Annotated in this window: 22 protein-coding genes and 1 pseudogene; 6 read left to right on the top strand and 17 right to left on the bottom strand. The window is 37.8% G+C overall.

What is annotated here, in order from left to right; translation table 11 throughout:
• Window positions 1–262: 262 nt before the first annotated feature.
• Window positions 263–1,777, bottom strand: coding sequence for a malate:quinone oxidoreductase (locus J7E63_RS23265; protein ID WP_215017092.1), 1,515 nt, complete (start codon window positions 1,775–1,777; stop codon window positions 263–265).
• A 252-nt stretch (window positions 1,778–2,029) separates the two neighbouring features.
• Here J7E63_RS23265 and J7E63_RS30625 point away from each other — a divergent pair.
• Both J7E63_RS30625 and J7E63_RS23255 read left to right on the top strand, forming a co-directional pair.
• Window positions 2,030–3,051, top strand: a pseudogene (locus J7E63_RS30625) (YIEGIA family protein).
• A gap of 2 nt (window positions 3,052–3,053) precedes the next feature.
• Window positions 3,054–3,260 (top strand): capping complex subunit for YIEGIA, encoded by a 207-nt coding sequence (locus J7E63_RS23255; RefSeq protein ID WP_215016878.1) that lies wholly within the window; start codon window positions 3,054–3,056, stop codon window positions 3,258–3,260.
• A gap of 85 nt (window positions 3,261–3,345) precedes the next feature.
• Here J7E63_RS23255 and J7E63_RS23250 read toward each other — a convergent pair whose 3' ends face one another.
• The 4 genes from J7E63_RS23250 to J7E63_RS23235 form a co-directional block, all read right to left on the bottom strand.
• Complete coding sequence (locus J7E63_RS23250; protein ID WP_215016876.1) at window positions 3,346–3,834, bottom strand: peptide ABC transporter substrate-binding protein; 489 nt, start codon at window positions 3,832–3,834, stop codon at window positions 3,346–3,348.
• A 76-nt stretch (window positions 3,835–3,910) separates the two neighbouring features.
• Entirely contained in the window at window positions 3,911–4,378 is a 468-nt protein-coding gene (locus tag J7E63_RS23245) for a GNAT family N-acetyltransferase (RefSeq protein ID WP_215016875.1), read from the bottom strand.
• A gap of 66 nt (window positions 4,379–4,444) precedes the next feature.
• A complete protein-coding gene (locus tag J7E63_RS23240; protein ID WP_215016873.1) occupies window positions 4,445–4,675 on the bottom strand; it encodes a hypothetical protein in 231 nt (76 codons plus the stop codon).
• A gap of 249 nt (window positions 4,676–4,924) precedes the next feature.
• Window positions 4,925–5,155: a hypothetical protein gene (locus J7E63_RS23235; protein ID WP_215016871.1), complete on the bottom strand. Its 231-nt coding sequence runs from the start codon at window positions 5,153–5,155 to the stop codon at window positions 4,925–4,927.
• 163 nt (window positions 5,156–5,318) lie between these two features.
• On the opposite strand from J7E63_RS23235, the gene J7E63_RS23230 reads away from it, so the two are divergent.
• Window positions 5,319–5,717, top strand: coding sequence for a (deoxy)nucleoside triphosphate pyrophosphohydrolase (locus J7E63_RS23230; protein ID WP_215016868.1), 399 nt, complete (start codon window positions 5,319–5,321; stop codon window positions 5,715–5,717).
• 53 nt (window positions 5,718–5,770) lie between these two features.
• On the opposite strand, the gene J7E63_RS23225 is transcribed toward J7E63_RS23230, so the two are convergent.
• The 5 genes from J7E63_RS23225 to J7E63_RS23205 form a co-directional block, all read right to left on the bottom strand.
• Window positions 5,771–8,923 (bottom strand): DUF3427 domain-containing protein, encoded by a 3,153-nt coding sequence (locus tag J7E63_RS23225; RefSeq protein WP_215016866.1) that lies wholly within the window; start codon window positions 8,921–8,923, stop codon window positions 5,771–5,773.
• A 475-nt stretch (window positions 8,924–9,398) separates the two neighbouring features.
• Window positions 9,399–9,611, bottom strand: a complete 213-nt coding sequence (locus tag J7E63_RS23220; protein WP_251033700.1) for a competence protein CoiA family protein — start codon at window positions 9,609–9,611, stop codon at window positions 9,399–9,401.
• Window positions 9,612–9,834: 223 nt separating this feature from the next.
• Window positions 9,835–10,005, bottom strand: a complete 171-nt coding sequence (locus tag J7E63_RS30620; protein WP_215017090.1) for an IS3 family transposase — start codon at window positions 10,003–10,005, stop codon at window positions 9,835–9,837.
• Window positions 10,002–10,352 carry a DDE-type integrase/transposase/recombinase gene (locus J7E63_RS23210; protein WP_215016864.1) on the bottom strand — a complete coding sequence of 117 codons (351 nt, stop codon included), beginning with the start codon at window positions 10,350–10,352 and terminating at the stop codon, window positions 10,002–10,004. The genes J7E63_RS30620 and J7E63_RS23210 overlap by 4 nt, the downstream gene beginning before the upstream one ends.
• A 158-nt stretch (window positions 10,353–10,510) precedes the next feature.
• Window positions 10,511–11,077: an MOSC domain-containing protein gene (locus tag J7E63_RS23205; RefSeq protein WP_251033699.1), complete on the bottom strand. Its 567-nt coding sequence runs from the start codon at window positions 11,075–11,077 to the stop codon at window positions 10,511–10,513.
• A gap of 160 nt (window positions 11,078–11,237) precedes the next feature.
• On the opposite strand from J7E63_RS23205, the gene J7E63_RS23200 reads away from it, so the two are divergent.
• A complete protein-coding gene (locus tag J7E63_RS23200; protein WP_215016859.1) occupies window positions 11,238–11,861 on the top strand; it encodes a histidine phosphatase family protein in 624 nt (207 codons plus the stop codon).
• A gap of 396 nt (window positions 11,862–12,257) precedes the next feature.
• Here the strand turns inward: J7E63_RS23200 and J7E63_RS23195 are convergent, their stop codons facing one another.
• The 7 genes from J7E63_RS23195 to J7E63_RS23165 all read right to left on the bottom strand — a co-directional run bounded on the left by J7E63_RS23195 (window position 12,258) and on the right by J7E63_RS23165 (window position 18,906).
• Entirely contained in the window at window positions 12,258–13,583 is a 1,326-nt protein-coding gene (locus J7E63_RS23195) for a GntP family permease (RefSeq protein ID WP_214715858.1), read from the bottom strand.
• A gap of 52 nt (window positions 13,584–13,635) precedes the next feature.
• A complete protein-coding gene (locus tag J7E63_RS23190; RefSeq protein ID WP_215016857.1) occupies window positions 13,636–14,358 on the bottom strand; it encodes a GntR family transcriptional regulator in 723 nt (240 codons plus the stop codon).
• 15 nt (window positions 14,359–14,373) lie between these two features.
• On the bottom strand, window positions 14,374–15,387 hold the full coding sequence (locus tag J7E63_RS23185; protein ID WP_215016855.1) for a sugar kinase: 1,014 nt from the start codon (window positions 15,385–15,387) through the stop codon (window positions 14,374–14,376).
• On the bottom strand, window positions 15,380–16,135 hold the full coding sequence (gene dagF, locus J7E63_RS23180) for a 2-dehydro-3-deoxy-phosphogluconate aldolase (protein WP_215016853.1): 756 nt from the start codon (window positions 16,133–16,135) through the stop codon (window positions 15,380–15,382). The genes J7E63_RS23185 and dagF overlap by 8 nt, the downstream gene beginning before the upstream one ends.
• The gene (locus J7E63_RS23175; protein ID WP_215016851.1) at window positions 16,132–17,241 is read right to left on the bottom strand and encodes a DgaE family pyridoxal phosphate-dependent ammonia lyase; all 1,110 of its coding nucleotides are present in this window, start codon (window positions 17,239–17,241) and stop codon (window positions 16,132–16,134) included. The genes dagF and J7E63_RS23175 overlap by 4 nt, the downstream gene beginning before the upstream one ends.
• A complete protein-coding gene (locus tag J7E63_RS23170) occupies window positions 17,219–18,322 on the bottom strand; it encodes an amidohydrolase/deacetylase family metallohydrolase (RefSeq protein WP_215016849.1) in 1,104 nt (367 codons plus the stop codon). The genes J7E63_RS23175 and J7E63_RS23170 overlap by 23 nt, the downstream gene beginning before the upstream one ends.
• 350 nt (window positions 18,323–18,672) lie before the next feature.
• Window positions 18,673–18,906, bottom strand: coding sequence for a hypothetical protein (locus tag J7E63_RS23165; RefSeq protein WP_215016847.1), 234 nt, complete (start codon window positions 18,904–18,906; stop codon window positions 18,673–18,675).
• Between the two features lie 246 nt (window positions 18,907–19,152).
• On the opposite strand from J7E63_RS23165, the gene J7E63_RS23160 reads away from it, so the two are divergent.
• The gene (locus J7E63_RS23160; RefSeq protein ID WP_215016845.1) at window positions 19,153–19,707 is read left to right on the top strand and encodes a PadR family transcriptional regulator; all 555 of its coding nucleotides are present in this window, start codon (window positions 19,153–19,155) and stop codon (window positions 19,705–19,707) included.
• 2 nt (window positions 19,708–19,709) lie between these two features.
• The gene (locus J7E63_RS23155) at window positions 19,710–20,180 is read left to right on the top strand and encodes a DUF4188 domain-containing protein (RefSeq protein ID WP_215016844.1); all 471 of its coding nucleotides are present in this window, start codon (window positions 19,710–19,712) and stop codon (window positions 20,178–20,180) included.
• Window positions 20,181–20,221: the final 41 nt, after the last annotated feature.

Genomic DNA, 20,221 nt, shown 5'->3' with positions numbered 1-20,221 from the left:
ACCATTTATTTAAAATTATAAAATAATAAAAAGAACCCTGATGAGCGTTATCAGGGTCTCTTGAAAAGTATTTAATCAACCGTTTGGTTAGTTTTTCAGCCCATGTATACCAGGGGTTGTCCGATTTAATTAACCGTTTAGTTAGTTTTTTCTCCACTCTTTTTATGATCATGCAAAGCTTTTGACTTACAATCTTATAATTCTCTTAAAAACTATCGAGTGATTCTATTCACTAGCAACCTTGGATTCTACATCCAAAGGTCTAACTAAAGACCAACTCTTTTTCCAACTCTTTTTCGCTTAGACCCAGCGTCTTTGCTGTTGATGTATGAATTTCGTGCAGAAGCTCGGGGTTTTCCATTAGTGACATGCCAAAAGAAGGAATCATTTCTTTGATTTTCGGTTCCCACTTATTCATATGTTGCGGGAAGCATTTTTTGATTACTTCAAGCATAACGTGCACGGCAGTAGAAGCACCCGGAGAAGCGCCTAGTAATGCTGCGATCGAGCCATCAGCAGCAGTAATCACTTCCGTACCAAATTGAAGCGTTCCTTTGCCGCCAGCTTCAGTATCCTTGATAACTTGCACACGTTGGCCCGCGACTACTAAATCCCAATCCTCGCTTTTGGCGTTCGGGATAAACTCACGTAACTCTTCCATGCGCTGTTCTTTCGATAACATAACTTGCTGAATCAAGTATTTTGTCAATGACATCTCTTTTACGCCTGCCGCCAACATAGTTAAGATATTATCCGGATTCACAGAAGTTACCAAATCGAACATTGAACCAGTTTTTAAGAACTTTGGTGAAAAGCCGGCAAATGGTCCAAATAGCAACGATTTTTTATTGTCGATAAATCTTGTGTCAAGATGCGGAACAGACATTGGCGGAGCACCAACCTTAGCTTTGCCGTATATTTTTGCATGATTCTGCGCTACAACATTCGGATTATTGCACACCATAAATATTCCACTTACCGGGAATCCTCCAATATGTTTTCCTTCAGGAATACCGGATTTTTGCAGTAAATGCAGACTTCCTCCCCCGCCTCCAATAAAGACGAATTTTGCCGTATGGCGTTCGACCGTACCGCTATCGAGATTCTGCACTTTCAATTCCCACAAGCCGTCGCTCGTACGTTTAATATTATTAACACTATGTTTGTAGTTTATATTGACATTTTTACTCTCTAAGTGATCAAACAACATCCGTGTTAAGGCACCAAAGTTGACATCCGTTCCAGCGTCCATTTTAGTTGCCGCTATCGGTTCATTCACTTTACGGCCTTCCATGATAAGCGGAATCCAATCCGTCAGTTTATCATGATCATCCGAAAATTCCATCCCTTGAAATAGAGGATTGTTTGACATAGCTTCAAAACGTTTCTTTAAAAACGTAACATTTTGTTCCCCTTGAACTAAACTCATATGAGGCAGTTGTCTGATAAAATCCTGTGGATTATTCATCAGCTTGCTGTTTACAAGATAAGACCAAAACTGCATGGAAACCTGAAACTGTTCATTAATTTTTATTGCTTTACTAATATCTAAAGATCCATCCGGTTTTTCGACTGTGTAGTTAAGTTCACATAGTGCCGCATGCCCCGTACCCGCATTATTCCACTCGTTAGAGCTTTCCTCTCCTGCGTTAGCGAGCTTCTCAAACACAGAAATTTCACATTCCGGTACTAATTCTTTTAAGAGTGTCCCTAAAGTCGCACTCATGATTCCGGCGCCAATTAAAATGACGTCTGTTTTAGTTTCTATGTTGTTCATTTTCATCAACCTTCCCCTAAAATTTGGCTAGACGTCACACTAACCTAAGCGCGACCTAGTCACACACCTTTTCTATCTTAATTATAACCATTTATAGTGTAAAAATGTTGTTTATAGATTTTTATACTTATATTATATGATAATTTCAAATTATTTAAAAGCCGGTAAATAGTGAGAATCCGTTTATGAAACTAACATTCTCTTAAATAGTTCGAATAAAAGGTGCCTGACCCCCAGTGTGTTAAAACTTTAATGTTCCGGGGGTCAAACACCTATATTTGTATTATTAGACATGCAAAAACACTCATAATTATTTTCCCGATAGCTGCCAATACTATGAATAAAGAATGGGAGTTGGGATGTTTAATGGGTGGACCAATATCAAAAGAACAGATTATTTTAATTGTTACTTCAATAGTAATTGGAACGATGGCACGTATACTAACCATTAAAGAGGATTTCAGACAGTCCCCAAGCTATCCTAATGGGTATATGATCCATTTGGTAACAGGGTTTGTAGCTGCGTCATTAGGGGCAATTGCTATTCCCGCTTTAATGACAAAAAATTTCATAGCCGTTACGTTTTTATCCTTAGCGATACAACAATTTAGGGATGTAAGAAAATCAGAAAGGGAAAGTTTAAAAGACTTAGAAAACACTGAATATGCCTATCGAGGGATGCATATATCGATGTAATTTCAAAAACCTTCGAGTCCAGGAATTATTTTGCACTCATTGTAGCATTAGGAACAGCTATTACGATGCAGCTTACCGACAGTAAATCAAATTGGATCAATATCATCTCCGGTGCAATCGTCGGATTACTAATCCTTTTTGTATTAAAACGCTTTTCAAAAGGAAAAACGATTGGGGATATTGCAGAGGTTAAAGAAGGAATAATAGAAGTAAAAAATTATGAGTTATTTGTTGATGGAATCTATATATCGAACCTTCTTGGAACGGAGAATGCATCAAAATTGTTTCAAGAGGAGGGAAAGGCTGTGGTCATACATCCGAAGGAACAACATTTTCGGGTTACATTAGAAAATTTCGGGCAAAGGCAAGCCGCATTATTTGAAGCGACAAGAACCTTGGGAGTGAAGCGGTATCATTTTACCCGCAGGGATTTTGACAATGGTCGAGTTGTGATTGCTTTAGTACCCATTATAAACGACAAAGATAAATTAATTGAAGCAGTCAAGAAAACACCACTACTTGAAAGCAGCAAAAAAAGCCCTGCTGTAATGAAATCAAATATGGTCGGGAGGGAATAATATTGGGACGTGAAGCTAGTACAAAACCAAATTATGATATTCTCGCTCTTGTGACGTTAGAAAAAGAACGAATATTAGGTGGTAAACAATTATCCTTATTAGCTAAGGATGAAGAGGAGCAAAAAACAATGACAGCGGATATTGCAAAAGCACTAAAGGCGGATGTGGTCCGACTGAAATCAGGAGATTATTTGGTCATAAGAGTTTAAAAAACGATTGTAGAGGAAAAAAGGTGCCTGACCCCCATTGTGTTAAAGCTTTAATGCGCCGGGGGTCAGACACCTTTATTAAAAATTAGCTTATCCAGGTCTCTTTCGACTCTTTCATTTGCCAATTACCATCTTTGTAGTAGATAGTACCTTCTACACCAATTGCACCTAATCCTGACCTATATTTAGAACCTTCAAAGAAAACATTGTTATTTAGTTTAAAATCCATTTTCTCTATTCTAAGGAGTACACCATCCAAAGTCATTTTATCTGCATTGTAGTATCCTTTTTCTTTCAGTTCATCAAAAGTGGCATCCATTACATCCACTTTATATTTATCTTTGAAAAAGATCATAATTTCTTTTTTATCCTTTTTACTTAATCCATCGTCGAAATTGCTCATATCAATAGCAATAAATTTCATTTCACTACTCAATGCCTCGTCTTTTTCCATGATTGCGTCCAACGCAACGCTGTATATTTCTCCTAAATGTTCCTCCGGTTTTACTCCAAGGTTACAAGCCGTGAGAAAGATCGATATGACCAATAGAATGGAAGCAAACTTAATTTTCAATTTTATGCCCCCCTTTCATTAACTAATACTAGGGCATTTTGGATTTGGAGTTCCTTTTTAAAGAAACTTCTAAGACCTACAAATGATAACTCATGATGATAAGTTCCCCTTTGTTTCCCATCCTTCGTTCTCCTTCATCAATAAATCCACATTTTTTATATAAGCCTTGTGCGACAGTATTTTGAAGGTTAACTGCTAGGACAATTTCATTCGTTTCTCTAAAGTGTTCCTTTACAAAGGAAGGTAATTGCAAAAGTACATTCTTGGCATACCCCTTACCTTGATGACGGAAATCTGTCGAAAACGCTCTTAGTAAGATGGAACGATCATTATTAGAGAATGGTTTTACTCCTTCATTTTCATGGAGATTGAAAAAGGTAATCAAATTATCTTGATCCATCGCTAATATTGAATAACGATCTGGATCTTCATTTGAAAGTTTGATACATTCTGTTGGCGTACCAGTAAATCGAAGTTGTTCCTCCGATAATTGATACTGTTCGATGAGATTTATATATCTCTCAACATAAAAATATAGCTGCATAATTAGATCCCCTATCAACAGGAATATTCGTTCTTTTTTCTTTAAATTTAGCTAACATTACTATACTCAAACTCTCTGTTTAGATGCCTCAGCTATCAATGCAAAAATATAGGCTGTATTTTGTGACTTTTTGGCAGCTTCCTGACGACTACTAGTATCTCCTTTTAACCAACGTTCATAGCATCGGTAGACAAACTCAAAATCCTTAAACGTTATGATGCGATCCATCGAAATTTTGACACTAGGTGTATGGTATTTAGCTTTCTTAATCACCAGATGTTTATCTGCTGCATCCATATTTATCTACTCCCCTTTGTAATTCACTAAATTCCTTGGTCCACCTAATAAATTTGGGTTTATTTCATCCTACTCCAATGTTATTTAGTTTCCTCTTTGATTTACTAATATGCCGGACCATACTAATATACAGGCGATAGGAGTTATTCTACGAAAGACATTCTGGCCTAATTGTTTCCAGTAGTCCTTATAAGCAATTCTTCCTTCAACAGAATCAATCGGCAGTACCGTTTCACCAAAATTTATATTTCATGGCGTCCTTTTAATTGCACAGCCATTTTTTTCATTTAACAATACAATCGTTTCTTCAAACACTGACCAAGTTAAAAAAGATTGACTTGCTAAATTACTGACGCTAATACCATCATCATTTAAGACCGCCTGAAATGTTTTTTGCCCTTTTAATAAAGGTATTTCTAACGCTTTACCATTTTCTAAAAATCTATTTTTAATATTTTCAATTACATTTATTTTTTCCAAATATCACTCCAGTAAACCGATTCTTTCTATTATCTTAATGATAGATTACTAGGTTTATTTTTCCAACAAAACTTTCACAATAAGAAGAAAAATCCCATTAAAGAATATTTCCATCAAAAGTGATATATTATGACTAGAAAATCAATCATCAAGGAGGATTACATTGAAAAAGCTCGTAAAAGTAGTCGCAGCAATTATTGAAAATGAACAGAATGAGATTCTTTGTGCTCTTAGGTCCCCAGAAATGTCTATTCCAAATATGTGGGAGTTTCCAGGTGGAAAAGTGGAAGCAAATGAGGATATCTACTCAGCCCTCGTAAGGGAAATTGATGAAGAATTGGGCTGTAAAATTGAGACAATAAATGAAGTATTTAACGATAATACCCATGAATATGAAACATTTATCATTAATTTAAAATCAATTAAATGTAAGGTTGTCGAAGGAACACCAACTACAAGTGAGCATTCCAAGTTAATTTGGCTAAAAACAGAAAATCTAGATTCACTAAAATGGGCACCGGCAGACATTCCAGCAGTTGAACAATTAATACACGAAAAATAAGGATTTCTCAAAGTACAAAAAGAACCCTGCTGAATTCAACAAGGTTCCTCGTTTTATAAAATATTCTTATTAGCCCTTGGTACCAAGTACGAAGGCATTTCCTCATTAAGCTGCCAAATAAAGTTCATTGGTTTGCTGCCAGAATGACTAACATGATCAGCTGTTCCAAGGAACACAAATGGTGAGGTATAACCATTTTCTTTTTTATACTCCCGGACAAACAGGGCAATTTGATGATTTCGCTTTTTATTGTGAATATATCGTTCAGCTATTTTGCTTCCTTCAGCTACCCGGCTTTGAGTTTGCCAATGAAAGAGCCGTTCATTAATCGCATAGTCATCATATAAAGTCGAAGGCGAAAAGTCTTTTTCCGATTTATTTAATGTAATAAAAAAGATATCAAGATTCTTATCTTCGAAATGTTTTACTCCTTCACGGAAAGCTGGGCTTTTGGATTCATTGTAATAGCCCAAAGCAGCAAGAACTTGTGAAGTGTTATATCTGCAATGGACACCTAATGGACTAATGAACTCAAAGTCATTTTCAATCTCCAACGTTTCTAATGATTGATAAAGGAATTGGAGAATCTCTTTGATTTCTTCTTTAAACTCAGGCTGCGCTATTACCTTTGCAACTCCGTCTTTAAGCGATGCAAATCCTTCACTTACCGGGTGCGCATTATAAAAAGAATAGTAGAAAATCGCGAGCATTAACTGTTCTTCTTCATCATGAACCGTCTGCTCATCAATATATTTCATAAAAAATTGTAATAGCTTCTCTGAATTAAGATGAAACAAATTTGGCAATCGTTTCGTAATGACTTTCTCATTTTCATACTCAAAGTTTAATGCAACTCCAGCCTCCACCATCATCCGACTAAAGCTTCGATCACCATTTTTTCCATAAAAATCATATATAGTTAAATGATAGTGGTTTAAAAAGTTCGCCAAGGTTAACTGTAACCCTGTATCCTGTTCAAAATATTTCATCTTGGCAACTAGGTTCCCCCGATTGTTAGCACTGGATTTAATATTTCGTAAAATATAGTCCTTCGCTTGCTTTTCTAATTGAACAAAGCAGCCTTTAGGGAGATGAAAGAATCCATTCTCAATATAGTGCTGGACAGAATGCTTGGTCTTCCCAAGTAAAGCACGGAATTTTTCTTCAAAATTATAGTTTCTATGTGCTTGTCCAACGAAATCCAGTACAGTTAGGCACTCTTTTCCCTCAGCTAAACGTAATCCCCTACCCAACTGCTGTAAAAAGACCGTCAAGCTTTCTGTCGGGCGTAAAAATAAAATCGTGTTTGCTTCAGGAATGTCGATTCCCTCGTTATAAAGATCTACAACAAAAATAAATTTTACTTCACCTTGAACAAGCTGGTATTGGGCCTCTCTTCGCGTTTTCCCATCGACATTTCCATAAAGGGCAACAGAAGGAATTCCTACTTTATTAAAGAAATCAGCCATATACTTCGCATGTTCAATGGATACGCAGAAACCTAGCCCCTTGACCTGATCAATATCAGTCACGTATTTATAGATGGCTTTGACAATCTGGCTGCTTCGATGATCGTTCGAGGTATAAACATTTTCTAATTCTCTGATTTCGTACCCTCTACGACTCCACTTCAATTGGGATAAATCGACAGTATCACTTACACAAAAATACTGAAACGGACTTAAGAGCTTTCGATTGATTGCTTCCGTTAAGCGCATTTCGGCCGAAATTTTACCATCAAAATAAGAAAGAATATCTTTTCCGTCCATCCTCTCAGGTGTCGCCGTAAGTCCGAGAAGAATTATTGGCTGATAATGGCTCAATAGCTTTTGATAAGAATCGGCTGCCGCATGATGGAATTCATCCACGATAATAAAATCATAAAAATCACTGGTCGTATTTTCATAGAGCTTTTTACTATTAAAGCTCTGGATACTCACGAATAAATGGTCAATCGACCTTGCCTGATGAGTTCCAACTAACATATCTCCAAAATTCGGATCCTTCAATATAGCTCGGAAGGTCTCAAGACTTTGTTTTAAAATCTCCTCACGATGCGCGACAAATAATAGCTTGGAAGGTTTATTTTTATTCTTAAAACGTTTATAATCAAATGCCGAAATGACGGTCTTACCGACACCTGTCGCAGCAACAAGGAGATTTTTCATATGACCAAATACCTCTCGCTCCACCTGAAGCTGTTCAAGGATCTCTTTTTGATAAAAATAAGGCTGGATATCAAATAGGAATTGCCGCTCGTTTTCCTCTTGGGTTTTACTTCTGGATAAAGAATGCTTTAAAAGCAACTGATCTTGTTCTCTATCAGGGTGAAACGTTTTGAACTCATTATCATTCCAATAGCTTTCAAACGTTGCTTCAAATTTCTTAACGATATCAAACGAATCCTTTTCAGTGACCTTAATGTTCCACTCCAAACCGGAAGTCAACGCAGGATTAGATAGATTGGAGGAACCAATATAGGCAGTACTAAACCCTGTCTCCCTTTGAAACAGATAGGCCTTTGCATGAAGTCGAGTTCGATCCACATCGTAAGAAATTTTTATCTCGGTATTCTGCAGCTGGCTAAGCTCTTGTATCGCCTTATAATCGGTTGCTTCCATATAAGAAGTCGTAATCACCCTAAGCTTGTTGTTCGGATTTTCCGTAAATGTCTTCAGTTCTTCTATAATACAACGCAGCCCACTCCATTTAATAAACGAAACAAGCATATCAATCGAATCAGCTGTAACGATTTCCTTTTTCAGCTCTCCCAGCATATTCGGTTCATAATTGGAGCCGGTAAACAGTGAACTCTGAGAGAGAGGAGTTACAGGCCGAATCACTTCACCCTTCTGAATACTACGGATCGAATTAATTCGAGAATAAATTGACGTGAGAACCTCACCTTCCTCTTCAATTCGTAATTGGCGGAACTCCTCCTCATCCAATCGCTCACTTAAAATGGAGATGATTTCGTTGCATGTACGGATCTGATTAATTAGAGCCTGTTGATCATCACTTTCATTATCACGGACAAATTTTAGAGCTTTTCTGGTGACTAGGGATATGTAGGAAGATAGAAGTTTCCTTGCCTCCTCAACGTCAATGCGTTCTTTTCCGATGTGATATGTATTGATGTCTAACCCTGTAAGTTTATCTTTTAGTTTTTGATTGATGATTTCTTCGTAGATTCCTTGTTTGAGCATTTATGTACTCCTTGTAAGTTCAATTTTTAATATTATGATCTTACTTTTTCTTCTTTAACTATTAGAAACCCTTTATTTGTAATAATTACTTCATAATAAAAACTGTAGATATTTTCATCTACAGTTTTAAGCTAATATAATAAAGTTTACTCACTCCACATGGCTTAATAATAGGTCGCAGACTATTTTAGGATAAGCTTTGACACGCACTCCACATGCGTAGAGTGCTAACTGTAGATAATTTATAAGAAAGAGTAGTGGAATTTACCTACATTCACACCATACAAAAACATTCTTATGTGTATAAAAGAAAAATGAGACGAGAGTATTTTCTCGTCTTGTTCTTATTTGTTATCCAAATATTCTTCAAATGCACTTAACCAGAGTGAAATGTGGCTTGAATCGTCACTCAGAGGATTATCTATTAGTTTGGAATCAAGTAATAATCTGTTAGCGTTCGCATTTTGTAACCACTCTAAAATATAATCCTCTTTATCCTCATTCTGTTCAATGCTATTAATAATTTAGCTTTACAGTAAGGGCATTGAAAAAGGTCTTTTTCCGCCAATTTTTTCAGGTTACTTACTTCTTCATTGGTTGCTGAATATGGAAGACTAATCAATTCATTATCAATAAAATGTAGTGCCTCTCTCAAAATCATGTCACCTCGAAAATTCCCTTTTTTCACAAGAGTCTCCTATTGAGAAATGGAAGTCAAGTGAAAGTTTTATAAAATCCGTGCCTGTGCGTTGCGATCCCTGAAGTAGACAATATAAATTCGGATTTAGGGAAAGGAATCAGTACGTATTGCTCTGGTTTCTTTCTTCTTCTCATCTTTTCACAGACTCCCAGAATTCTGAGTATTGGTCTGTAAGATGCGAAGGAGAAAGACTAGCCCTGTGGTCTGTCTCTTAACTAGCGGCTGCATATTGTTCAGGTGTTCTGTAATCTAAAACCCCTTGAATCCGTTTATGATTATAATAGTCTATATACTCATGAACTATCTGTTTTGCCTCGTCTAAAACCTTTACTATTATTAGTGCTTTACGTTCAGCTTTTAGAAAGGAGAAAAAACTTTCTATACATGCATTATCGAGGGCGTTTTTTTTCTAGACATGCTTGGAATGATTGTATTTTCATCCATTAATTCTTTCCATCTATTTGATCGATAGGGCATTCCTTGATCAGAATGAAGAATAATTCCTTCTTCTTTTTTTCTAGTATTTAATGCAGAGGCTAGTGTATCTTCTACTAGTTTGACATCATGGACCTCAGATAATTGATATCCTAAAATATAATTATAATGTAAATCCATTAAGGCTGAGAGATAAAGTTTTGTATTTCCAATCGGAATTTCTGTGACGTCGGTAACCCACTTTTCACTTATTTTCGAAGTGGAAAAATCCTTTTTAATTGAATCCGCTGTCACGCCCCGGATTTTCTTGTTTCACAACGATGTTCCACGAACAACTTTAATCTATATAACAAATAACAGGCGAACAGTACTGTCACTGTTCGCCTGTTATTTGTTATATTATGTCTGAATTTTCACAGTCATCCAATCGAATTTGTTTCGTTCCCTTCAATTTATTGCATCGGATTTTTAAAATCATTAACCAAAACCTGGACTTCATCATTTTCGTGAATGATTCCAGGCCTTTCTACTGCACATACGATTCCCCGCCGCTTATATCCTGCTCGTACAAAACGGAGGGATAACTTCTCATGATCTTCATAATGCTTTTGGATTTCATCACCAGGTAAGGTACAAGGCTGGTTTTCCCCCATACATATTAATCCAGCTCCACTTGGAAAAAGGATACGTGAACCCATGGTGAGTTTTGTTAATTCCGGAAATCCCTTTACCAAGACATTAGCCCCTAACCACTCAGGCAGAACAGATTCAACACCTAATTCTTCTGCAATCCTGTCTAATTCTTCCACAGACACAATCGTTATTTGGCGGCGGTTTAGAATCTCTGTTCCTCTTGGATACATCGGCTGCCTTGAATCAGCTTTACTAGTAATTCCAAAGTGGCGATCCCCACGAATCCCCCCAAACTCAAGATTTGCTTCTGATATTCTTCTAGTTACAAATGTCTTTGGATTATCTGCAATTAATATCGCATTTATGTTTGCGCATACCTTTTCCAAAAAGAAAACTCCTATCCATACAAACATTTCCTACAAATAATACCTCACAACCTAGTTTGGACTGGAAATGCTTGGTGTATTTAATTACAAACTACTCGAAAGGTGTGGTAAAATTCATTTTATCAATCAATTAATCCCATTACAAAGAAGGTGTTTACGCGTGTCCTCTGAAAAAGAAGTGAATCTTTATTTTGTTCGGCATGGGGAGACCCATTTTAACGTAGAGAAACGATTACAGGGATTTTGTGATTCACCACTTACAGATAAAGGTATTGAACAGGCTAAATCTGTAGGAATCGGTTTATCTGATATAGAATTTAAAGCAGTATACGCAAGTGAAAGCCAGAGAGTAGTAGATACGGCTAGGTATGCCATTGGCCATCGAAACATCCCCATCATTACTGATCCACGTCTAAGGGAAATGAACTTTGGTGTTTTGGAATCCCTATTACAAACGGAAATTCTAGCCCAATATGGGAATATCCTAGAGACATTATTTAGTCTTAACGATTTAAATATGTCAGCACCTGAAGGGGAATCCTATTTACAGCTATTTTCACGAACAAGCTCTGCTATCGATGAAATCATTCATAAGCATAAAAATGAAGGTGGAAATGTTCTAGTATTTTCACATGGGGTAACCATCGGCAACTACTTAATGCAATTAGCAAAAATGAGCGGTTATCCTCACCATGAAAATTGCAGTGTTTCTGTGGTTAAATATTTGAACGGTGAATTTTATGTAGACAGGATTGCTGATACTTCTTTTAGAGATAAATACTAACTATATGATATGTTCAGGATAACCAGTGCAGCCCACTCCTCAAGCTGCTCCTTGAATCTGTATCCATTATTTCTTATTTTAGATTACTAAATGATAATCAGATAATAGTCTTATTGGTTTAATAGATTAATCTGACCATGGGGACGGTTCTTGCGGTCGGCACTAACCTAATTAAAAACCATGAGAACCGTTACCATGGAGTTGAGCTTCCTTCAGATTCCGCGTCACCACGGACACCCTTGCCTTCGGCTAATGGTTCGCATATCCCAACGCCCATAGCGGACTTGCACCGCCTAGTTAATGAACATGCCTGGCACACAGAATAGGGAGTTCCTGTTTAATGGAACTCCCTATTTTTTATGGTATTAAATTAATAACCAAGTAAAATTTATGACCTTAAACAAATACATCTAAAATTAAAACTAGAATAAAGGCGACAAAAGAAAGGAGCGTTTCCATGACTGTCCAGGTCTTGAATGTTTCTTTAACCGTTAATCCCATATATTCTTTTACCAACCAAAAGCCGGCATCATTTACATGTGAAAGCATTAATGAACCTGCACCAGTAGCAATAACTAATAATTCGAGGTTAACACCTGACATATGCTCCACTACTGGAGAAACAATTCCGGCTGCGGTTGTTAGCGCAACAGTTGCTGAACCGGTAGCGACTCGGATTAATCCCGCAACTAGGAAGGCTAGGACAATCGGTGATAAAGACATTTGCTCGGACATTGCTGCAATCGCTGTCCCTACACCGCTTTCAATTAGAATTTGCTTGAACGCTCCGCCTGCCCCAATTATGAGAATAATCGAAGCTAATGGTAATAAACATTCTTCCGTTAATTTTTTAATTAATGTCCTGTCCATACCCTGGCGGTAGCCCAAGAAGAAATAGGCTGCAAAACATGAAATTAGTAAAGCAATAACCGGGCTGCCAATAAGCAATAGAAATTTTTCAATAGCACCTGGCAGTGAAAGATATGGGGCAATTACCGTTAACATTATTAATAAAACAGGCAACAAGATAATGAAAAACGAAATCGCTATACTTGGTAATCCGCTTGACTTTGTCACCACGCGGATTAATTCCGGTTCTCCAACAGGAGTTACCCGTTTTTGAATCCATTTTGAAAATAAAGGTCCGGCAATGACGGCCGTTGGAAAAGCAATAATTAATGAATAAAGCATTACATGTCCTAAGTTTGCATTATAAATGCCAATCGCTGTCATCGCACCAGGATGCGGAGGAACTAATCCGTGCACAATCGACAATCCGGCAAGCACCGGGATACCAATTAATAGAATGTTTTGTTTAGTAGATTTGCGAATCGAAATAACCAAAGGCAGCAAGATTACTAGACCAACCTCAAAAAACACAGGAATCCCAATAATAAAACCAGAAAGAAGCATCGCCCATGGCAGGTATTTCACACCGAATTTTTTGATAAAGAAATCGGCTACTTGCATGCCCGCACCTGAGTCAGACATCATTTTACCTAAGATGGTTCCCAACGCTAAAATTCCAATCAGATGTCCAAGGACAGCGCCCACTCCCGTTTCATAGGCTGTGACAATCTTGTCCATTGGTACGCCAGAAAAAACAGCTAGAAACAGGCCGGCGACAGTTAAACTAATAAATGCATGCCATTTCCACCACGATACTCCTAAAATTACGATTACAATCGCTGCCAACGTAATACCTATTAAATATAAACTCATATTTTCTCACTCTCCTCTAAGAAATCGCTTACATACTATTCAAAAAAATGGGTTACTGAATAGAATCATTATAATTAACAATATAATTTTGTTTACCTGTATTATAGTAACCCACGCTATATTCCAATACATTTCCTTCATCATCACTGGAACGACGAATTCTTTTTAACACCACTGTGTCTTTTTCTACGTTTAATCTTTCACTAACATGACTAGGTGCAATCGAAACGGCAAACTCATCTCGGAATGATTCCAGTCTAATGTTTTGCTCTTCTAAAAAGCGGTACAAAGATCCGAAATTGACATCCTCTAATTCTTCCTCACTTATGTCTAATAAGATGTAATGAGTGAAATGAATATAGGGCTCGTTGTCCAATAAGTAGAGTCGTTCAATTTGGACACAATGGCTTCCAAATAAAGAATAAAGTTCCGAGTCTGGAGACAATTCAGCCTTTTTAATATTTAACACCTTTTTGGTGATGTGGTGGCCTTCTTCTACTAATAGTTCTGTAAAGCGTTTCCCTTTTGAAAGCTTCGCAAACGATACATTCGCGATGACCTTTGTTCCTTTACCACTTTTCTTCTCCAGATATCCTTCTTGAGCCAGTTCTTTAATGGCATTCCGTATAGTAATTTTGCTTACATTAAATTCTTCTTCTAATTGAGGCTCGGAGGGAATGTTCGTGTGAATTGCATAAACACCATGTAAAATACGATCCTTCAATATTTCTTTTATTTGTAAGTACATAGGTCCCTTTTTTCGATTCACATTCATTCCCTACTCGCTCCTTCATCTCTTTATATCATCAATGGTTCCGGCCATGGCGGACAAGATCTCATCTTCCGTCGACATCGGGGTATCGCCAACAATGGTGCAGGCCAGCATTCCTGCTGCAGCTGCAAACCGGGCTGTTTTCTCAGGTAAAAATCCAGCCATCTCCCCATGTAAAATCCCGCTAGTAAAAGCATCTCCGGCTCCAATTCGATCATACACGGAAAAAGAAATCTTTTCTGAGAAATGAAACTGCCCATCTTTATACAAATATCCCCGTATAGAATGGGTATTATCACTATTAATCCCTCGGTGTGTTCCCGCAATCGTTTGAATATCGAAGTGTTTTGCCACCTTAGGAATCAGGTCTTTCAGCTGTTCCTCCCGGGAGGTTTCTGCTGTCTCCATTCCTAAAATATACATCGCATCTTTTTCATTCATCATGACGATATCAGCCAAAGCCAGCATGTCTTCATAATGAGGTTTCGCCTCACTGTACCCTCCCTCCCATAAGGAAGGGCGGTAATTACAATCGAAACAAACCAATCCGCCTTTTTCTTTTACCTTTTTAGCCAGCTCTTTCATACTAGCACGAACACCATCGGTCATGGCAAGCGTAATACCGCAAAAGTGAATAATATCTGTTTGTTCGGCAATCAAATCCAGATCGTAATCCGAAACATGAGCGGTATTAAAGCTGCTTTCCAGGCGATTGGTATAGGTAACCCGGCTCGCCCGCTGTCCAAAACCATTTTCTAAAAAATACAACCCAAGATATTTTCCGCCTCTAGAAACAAATTTCCGATTGATTCCCAATCGCTGTAAGAAAGAAATGGCTGCATCACCTAAAGGATTCTCTGGTAATTTCGTCACAAGATAGCCATCATAGCCTAGCTTGGTCATCGCAGAAGCAACGTTTACTCCCGTGCCTGAAAAAGAGTATTGTAATGTGTTAGCTTGAGTCAGTAATTCATATCCCGGCACCTGCAAACGCATCATTACTTCACCGAATGAAACAATTTGTTTAGGCATGTTTTTCAACCAATTTTTTTGTAATGGCTAGTAGTGTCCTCACATCTTCCGGATTTGTTTTTCCAGTTTCTTTATTAATAATAGAAGAATAAACATGAGGAATAATTTTAGGCACTTTTGCTTCCATGGCGATTTCTAGAATGGTCTCAAAATTAGCTAAATCAATTCCGCCAGTTGGCTCTAACGCAAACCCTTCTTCACCGCAAGCTTTCGCAACTGCACGGAACTCTTCCACATGCTTTAATCCCTTCATAGGAAAGTATTTCAAAGCATTTCCACCCATATCCCGCACCAATGCAATCGCCGCTTTAATGGGAACAATCGCTGTTTCTCCCGCTGCTGCACTTACAGGACCAGTGGAAATATTCACATAGCCTACTTTTCCTGTTGGAGATACAAGAGAATTAATCCAGCTATCATTCTCGCCTAAATTGGCACGTGTTGCCCCAACCGCCGGAAACACTTGATTGATATGACTTCCCGGATAGTATTTGGCGATTTCCGCTACCACTGCTGCTTGTTTATTATCCCCAGCGCCAAGGCCAATTGATACGGCTTCATCAATCGCTGCCCCGTATTCCTTCATCGCTGTCACAGCAGCCTCTACCGTAGGATAATCCTTGGAAAGCACCCCAACTAGTACATGGCCTTCCGCCGCTTCAAAAACTTCGACTGCATTTTCAATGCTATTAGCTAGAACATTCAATGCAACACGGTTGTGATAAAAACGTTTTTCAATGTTTGTCATTGTTCGCTTCCTCCTAAAATCGCTCTTAATTGGGCTTCAATTACGTATAGATCGTCACCCTGTAATGGACGTGGATCAAGATCGAAAAAGCCTTGTCGAATTCCGTATTCACGGGTATAGATTGCAATTTCACCATTTCTTAGCTTGTCATTTACTTCCCTCGCAGTTGTTTTCGTCACAGCCGGATCAATTTGAATACGAGCTCTGAAAATGGCACGGCCAGCTTCATCCTGTACAATCGTTACCTTTACACCCTCAATGGATTCAAGTGATTTGAGAACTGCCAGACTGGCTTTTTCCTTTTCGCTATTGTCGATCTTGACAAAATACTCATCCAATGCCTGCAAAAGTCCAAAGGTTGTTTCTTTACCGACCTTCATGCTTCTTCCGGTGCAGTGCAATTGAACCTTTACCCAATCGATATATTTTTGTTTTCCGGCAACGATCCCAGACGTTGGACCTTCAATCGCCTTCGAGCCGCTGTATATCGCTAAATCAGAAACTTGTACATATTTCTTCAAATCTTCCTCCGCAGCTGCATCGACAATCAATGGAACATGATTCGCTTGCGCCACTTCCCATGCTTCTTCAACCGAAATCATATTTTTTTGAACAGCGTGGTGGGATTTGACGAAAAGAATCGCCGCCGTATTTTCAGTAATGGCATCGGCAATGTGCTCCGCTTTGCCCTCATTGGCATAACCGACTTCCACTAATTTTCCGCCGCCGAGAAAAACCATCGTTTCCACCGGAGCCCCGTATTGAACGTTATGGCCCTTCAGCATGATGATTTCATTTTTTTGAATCGTTTCTTGATGAAGTCTTTCGCTTCTTCGTCTGTTTCCTTCAGTCACGATTGCTGCTACCGAAAGAGCGATTCCACTCGATGCTGAGTTCACGACAACCGCTGCCTCTGATTGAAGCAGCCCAGCGATATGCTGTCCTGCTTTATCGACTAAATCAGCGATTTCAACATAATTTTGCCCGCCTATTTTCATGGCTTCCATTACGGTGTCTGTTGGAGCCGAAACACCTAAAATACTCATCCGGCCGCTTGCATTGATAACCCTTTTCAAACCATATTTAGCATTCAATGTATTCTCCATTTATTACCACTCCTTTTACGACAATATTCTGCTCTGCTGTTCGTTCTTCTCCTTCAGAATCCATCAACTGAGTCACTTCATCCTCTATAGAAAATAATGTGAGGTTAGCTAAATCTCCCGCTGAAATTCTTCCGAGTGCCGGCTTATTCAACCAGTCTGCCGCTTTAACTGTAACGGCATCAATGACCTCTTTTAAGGGATATCCTAAATACAAAAATTTAGATAGTACACTGGCCATACTATAAACTGGACCGTGCAAGCGATTTTTCCGATAGATATCCGTGCTGATCGTATCAAAGTGAATACCATACTTTTTCGCCTGCTCTGCCATTTGGAAAGAGAAGCTTGCATTTCCATGGCCAACATCCAAATGTACTCCCCGTTTAATGGCATCCAGCAGCCTCGGAAGAGGTTTTCCAGCTTCATCAAATAAATTATTGGCTTTCCCATTTAAGTAATGGGTGATAATGTCCTTTTTCTCAAGTAAATCGAGGACATCATTAATATCCGGCGGTCCTGAACCAATATGAACCATCAGCGGCAACTCAGTGTCCTTTGAAAATTTACGGGCCACTTTTAATGGTTCTACTCCATTTGGACCCACGACACTTTTACTAATTCTCGCTTTCAGTCCAACAATAAAATCTTTGTGTTTGGCTATGGCCTCTTTTAATGCATCCTCATCCAGCCACGAAAGGTCTGATAGCTCATCGATTCGCTTAAGGCCAATTCGTGAAATATTTAAAAAGGCAAAAACATTCGTTTTCGACTTTTTAAAGCTGTTAACTAAGTCAGGCAAACGATCAGCGCCAGTACTGCCGGCATCAACAATCGTTGTTACTCCTGTTTTATAGCCAATCTCATCCACTTCATCCCCATATGGATTAAATTCAGGAAAGGCATGGACATGCATATCAATCCAGCCGCTGGAAACAATTACTTTATGCTTAAAGTCAATTGCCTTCCCGCCATTTCCAGTTCCCGCCGGAACAACGTTTTGGATTTTTTTATTTTCTACTTTGATGTCTACAGAATTTCCATTGACTAGTTTTACATTCTGTAATACAAAACAATCTTTCATTTCCCTCATCCTTTTCGGTAAACCTAATAAAATGGGTACTTGTATACGATTACATCTACCTCTTTTGTTTTTCTTACAAGAGTAGGTTACCACGTATTTTCACTCCAGTCAATATAACGTTATAATGTTTCGAATCTATTTTATACCTTCTATATAATCTTGCGAATTTATAATTCATTACTCATTTCTTGATAAAAGCAAATACAAGCACAAAAAATGCCCCAAAAGGTACTTTTGGTACATCTTTTATTGGTAAATTTATAAACCACCCTTATATATTTAGAATCGCAGATTCATTAGGTATTTTTTTCTTGTTTTCACAATTATAGAATGATAACTGTTAAACAACTTTAATGATAAATTCTTGGTAAATTCTTGTACCTCATGAATAACAGTTTATCCTTGACTAGGTCAGCAAGCATCGCTTCCCACTTTTTATCTTCTTTGGTTTTTGAAGAAATCGATAATTCCGCATCCCACAGCACTAAGGCATTTTTACTCATTTCGATTGATTGTTCTTCTTTTTCGATAAACCAAATCGGTTCCATCCCTTGTTCAAAAATATACCCCTCTTTCATCACCATACTTGACTATTAATTTAGCTTTTAACTACGAATTTTATAGATTATGAACACATACAAAAACCCATACAGCGGCACTCACTCTCTATTAGCATAACTTATCAAAAATCAAAACGATTAATTAGTTTTTCTGTCCATATATACCAAACTTTAATTATTTTCCTATTCCGAAAACTTTATTTGTTCTTTTTTAGTTTATTTAATAATATATATCTAAAGGTTATATATCTTTTAGATAGGTGATGACATTTGAAAAATTATACCGATACACTCTATGCGATTTTAGGAATTTTAACCACTGACTGCAAATCTGGTTACGCCATTAAACAGCTCATTGATCAGAGCTTAAATCATTTCTGGAAGATAAGTTATGGTCAAATATACCCAACTCTTAAATTAATCGTCCAAGAGGGATTAGCAGAAGTTCGTACTTCATCAAACCCAGGAAAGCCGGATAGAAATGAGTACTTCCTCACTTCAAAAGGAATAGAAACTTTAAAAAATTGGTTGGAGCATCCCATAGAACAACTTCCTGTTGAACGAAATGAAATTTTGCTTAAATTGTTTTTTGGCCGCTATCAGTCCAGAGAAAAGACGGTCTTGCTTTTACAGAATTACAAGCAAAAGTTAGAAGGGCGTTACCAAACTTATTTATCGATCGAACTGGCCATTGTTAATCACAAAGATAACGTGGAGGATTCAATGTATTGGTTGTTTACATTAGATTATGGAAAAAGGACCACGAAGGCAGCCATGGACTGGTGCGAGGTTACTCTTGAGAAGTTTTTAACTAAGGAGGATTAGTAATGGCCAAACATATCTATACTGGGCGTTATACCACTGAGAATACAGAAGATATTGTCGTTTTTATCATTGGAATGAGAGTTAACAAGCGATTTGCAATTCATAAGTGGTTACCAGTATTTAATGCAATGCCTGGGATGATTAAGGAGCTTTATACGAACAAAGATGAATTGGGATTTTTATCGATGGAAAGCTATTTCGGACTTAGAACGACTGCAATGATTCAATATTGGCGTTCAATGGAAGACCTACTCGCTTATGCAAAAAATGAGAAGCATTTGAGTGCATGGGAAAATTTTAATAAAAAGGTAGGAAACAATGATGCCGTTGGAATTTACCACGAAACCTATCAAATAAAAAATAGATCTTATGAATCTATTTATGGAAATATGCCCTACTACGGCTTAGGTAAAGCACTGAAACATATTCCAATTACTGCAGAACGAAATTCAGCTAAAAAACGGCTAAACTAGACTAACCTAATAAAATGAGACACGATAAAACACCTTCGAAA

Source organism: Bacillus sp. ISL-75 (genome assembly GCF_018613095.1).
This window is presented reverse-complemented; position numbering and strand designations above follow the sequence as displayed.

Excerpts from the sequence above, each read along its gene's own strand:
- J7E63_RS23265 (WP_215017092.1), bottom strand. The coding sequence starts at position 1,777 with ATGAACAACATAGAAACTAAAACAGACGTCATTTTAATTGGCGCCGGA.
- J7E63_RS23245 (WP_215016875.1), bottom strand. The coding sequence starts at position 4,378 with ATGCAGCTATATTTTTATGTTGAGAGATATATAAATCTCATCGAACAG.
- J7E63_RS23240 (WP_215016873.1), bottom strand. The coding sequence starts at position 4,675 with ATGGATGCAGCAGATAAACATCTGGTGATTAAGAAAGCTAAATACCAT.
- J7E63_RS23225 (WP_215016866.1), bottom strand. The coding sequence starts at position 8,923 with ATGCTCAAACAAGGAATCTACGAAGAAATCATCAATCAAAAACTAAAA.
- J7E63_RS23195 (WP_214715858.1), bottom strand. The coding sequence starts at position 13,583 with ATGAGTTTATATTTAATAGGTATTACGTTGGCAGCGATTGTAATCGTA.
- J7E63_RS23190 (WP_215016857.1), bottom strand. The coding sequence starts at position 14,358 with ATGAATGTGAATCGAAAAAAGGGACCTATGTACTTACAAATAAAAGAA.
- J7E63_RS23185 (WP_215016855.1), bottom strand. The coding sequence starts at position 15,387 with ATGCCTAAACAAATTGTTTCATTCGGTGAAGTAATGATGCGTTTGCAG.
- dagF (WP_215016853.1), bottom strand. The coding sequence starts at position 16,135 with ATGACAAACATTGAAAAACGTTTTTATCACAACCGTGTTGCATTGAAT.
- J7E63_RS23175 (WP_215016851.1), bottom strand. The coding sequence starts at position 17,241 with ATGGAGAATACATTGAATGCTAAATATGGTTTGAAAAGGGTTATCAAT.
- J7E63_RS23170 (WP_215016849.1), bottom strand. The coding sequence starts at position 18,322 with ATGAAAGATTGTTTTGTATTACAGAATGTAAAACTAGTCAATGGAAAT.
- J7E63_RS23165 (WP_215016847.1), bottom strand. The coding sequence starts at position 18,906 with ATGGTGATGAAAGAGGGGTATATTTTTGAACAAGGGATGGAACCGATT.
- J7E63_RS23155 (WP_215016844.1), top strand. The coding sequence starts at position 19,710 with ATGGCCAAACATATCTATACTGGGCGTTATACCACTGAGAATACAGAA.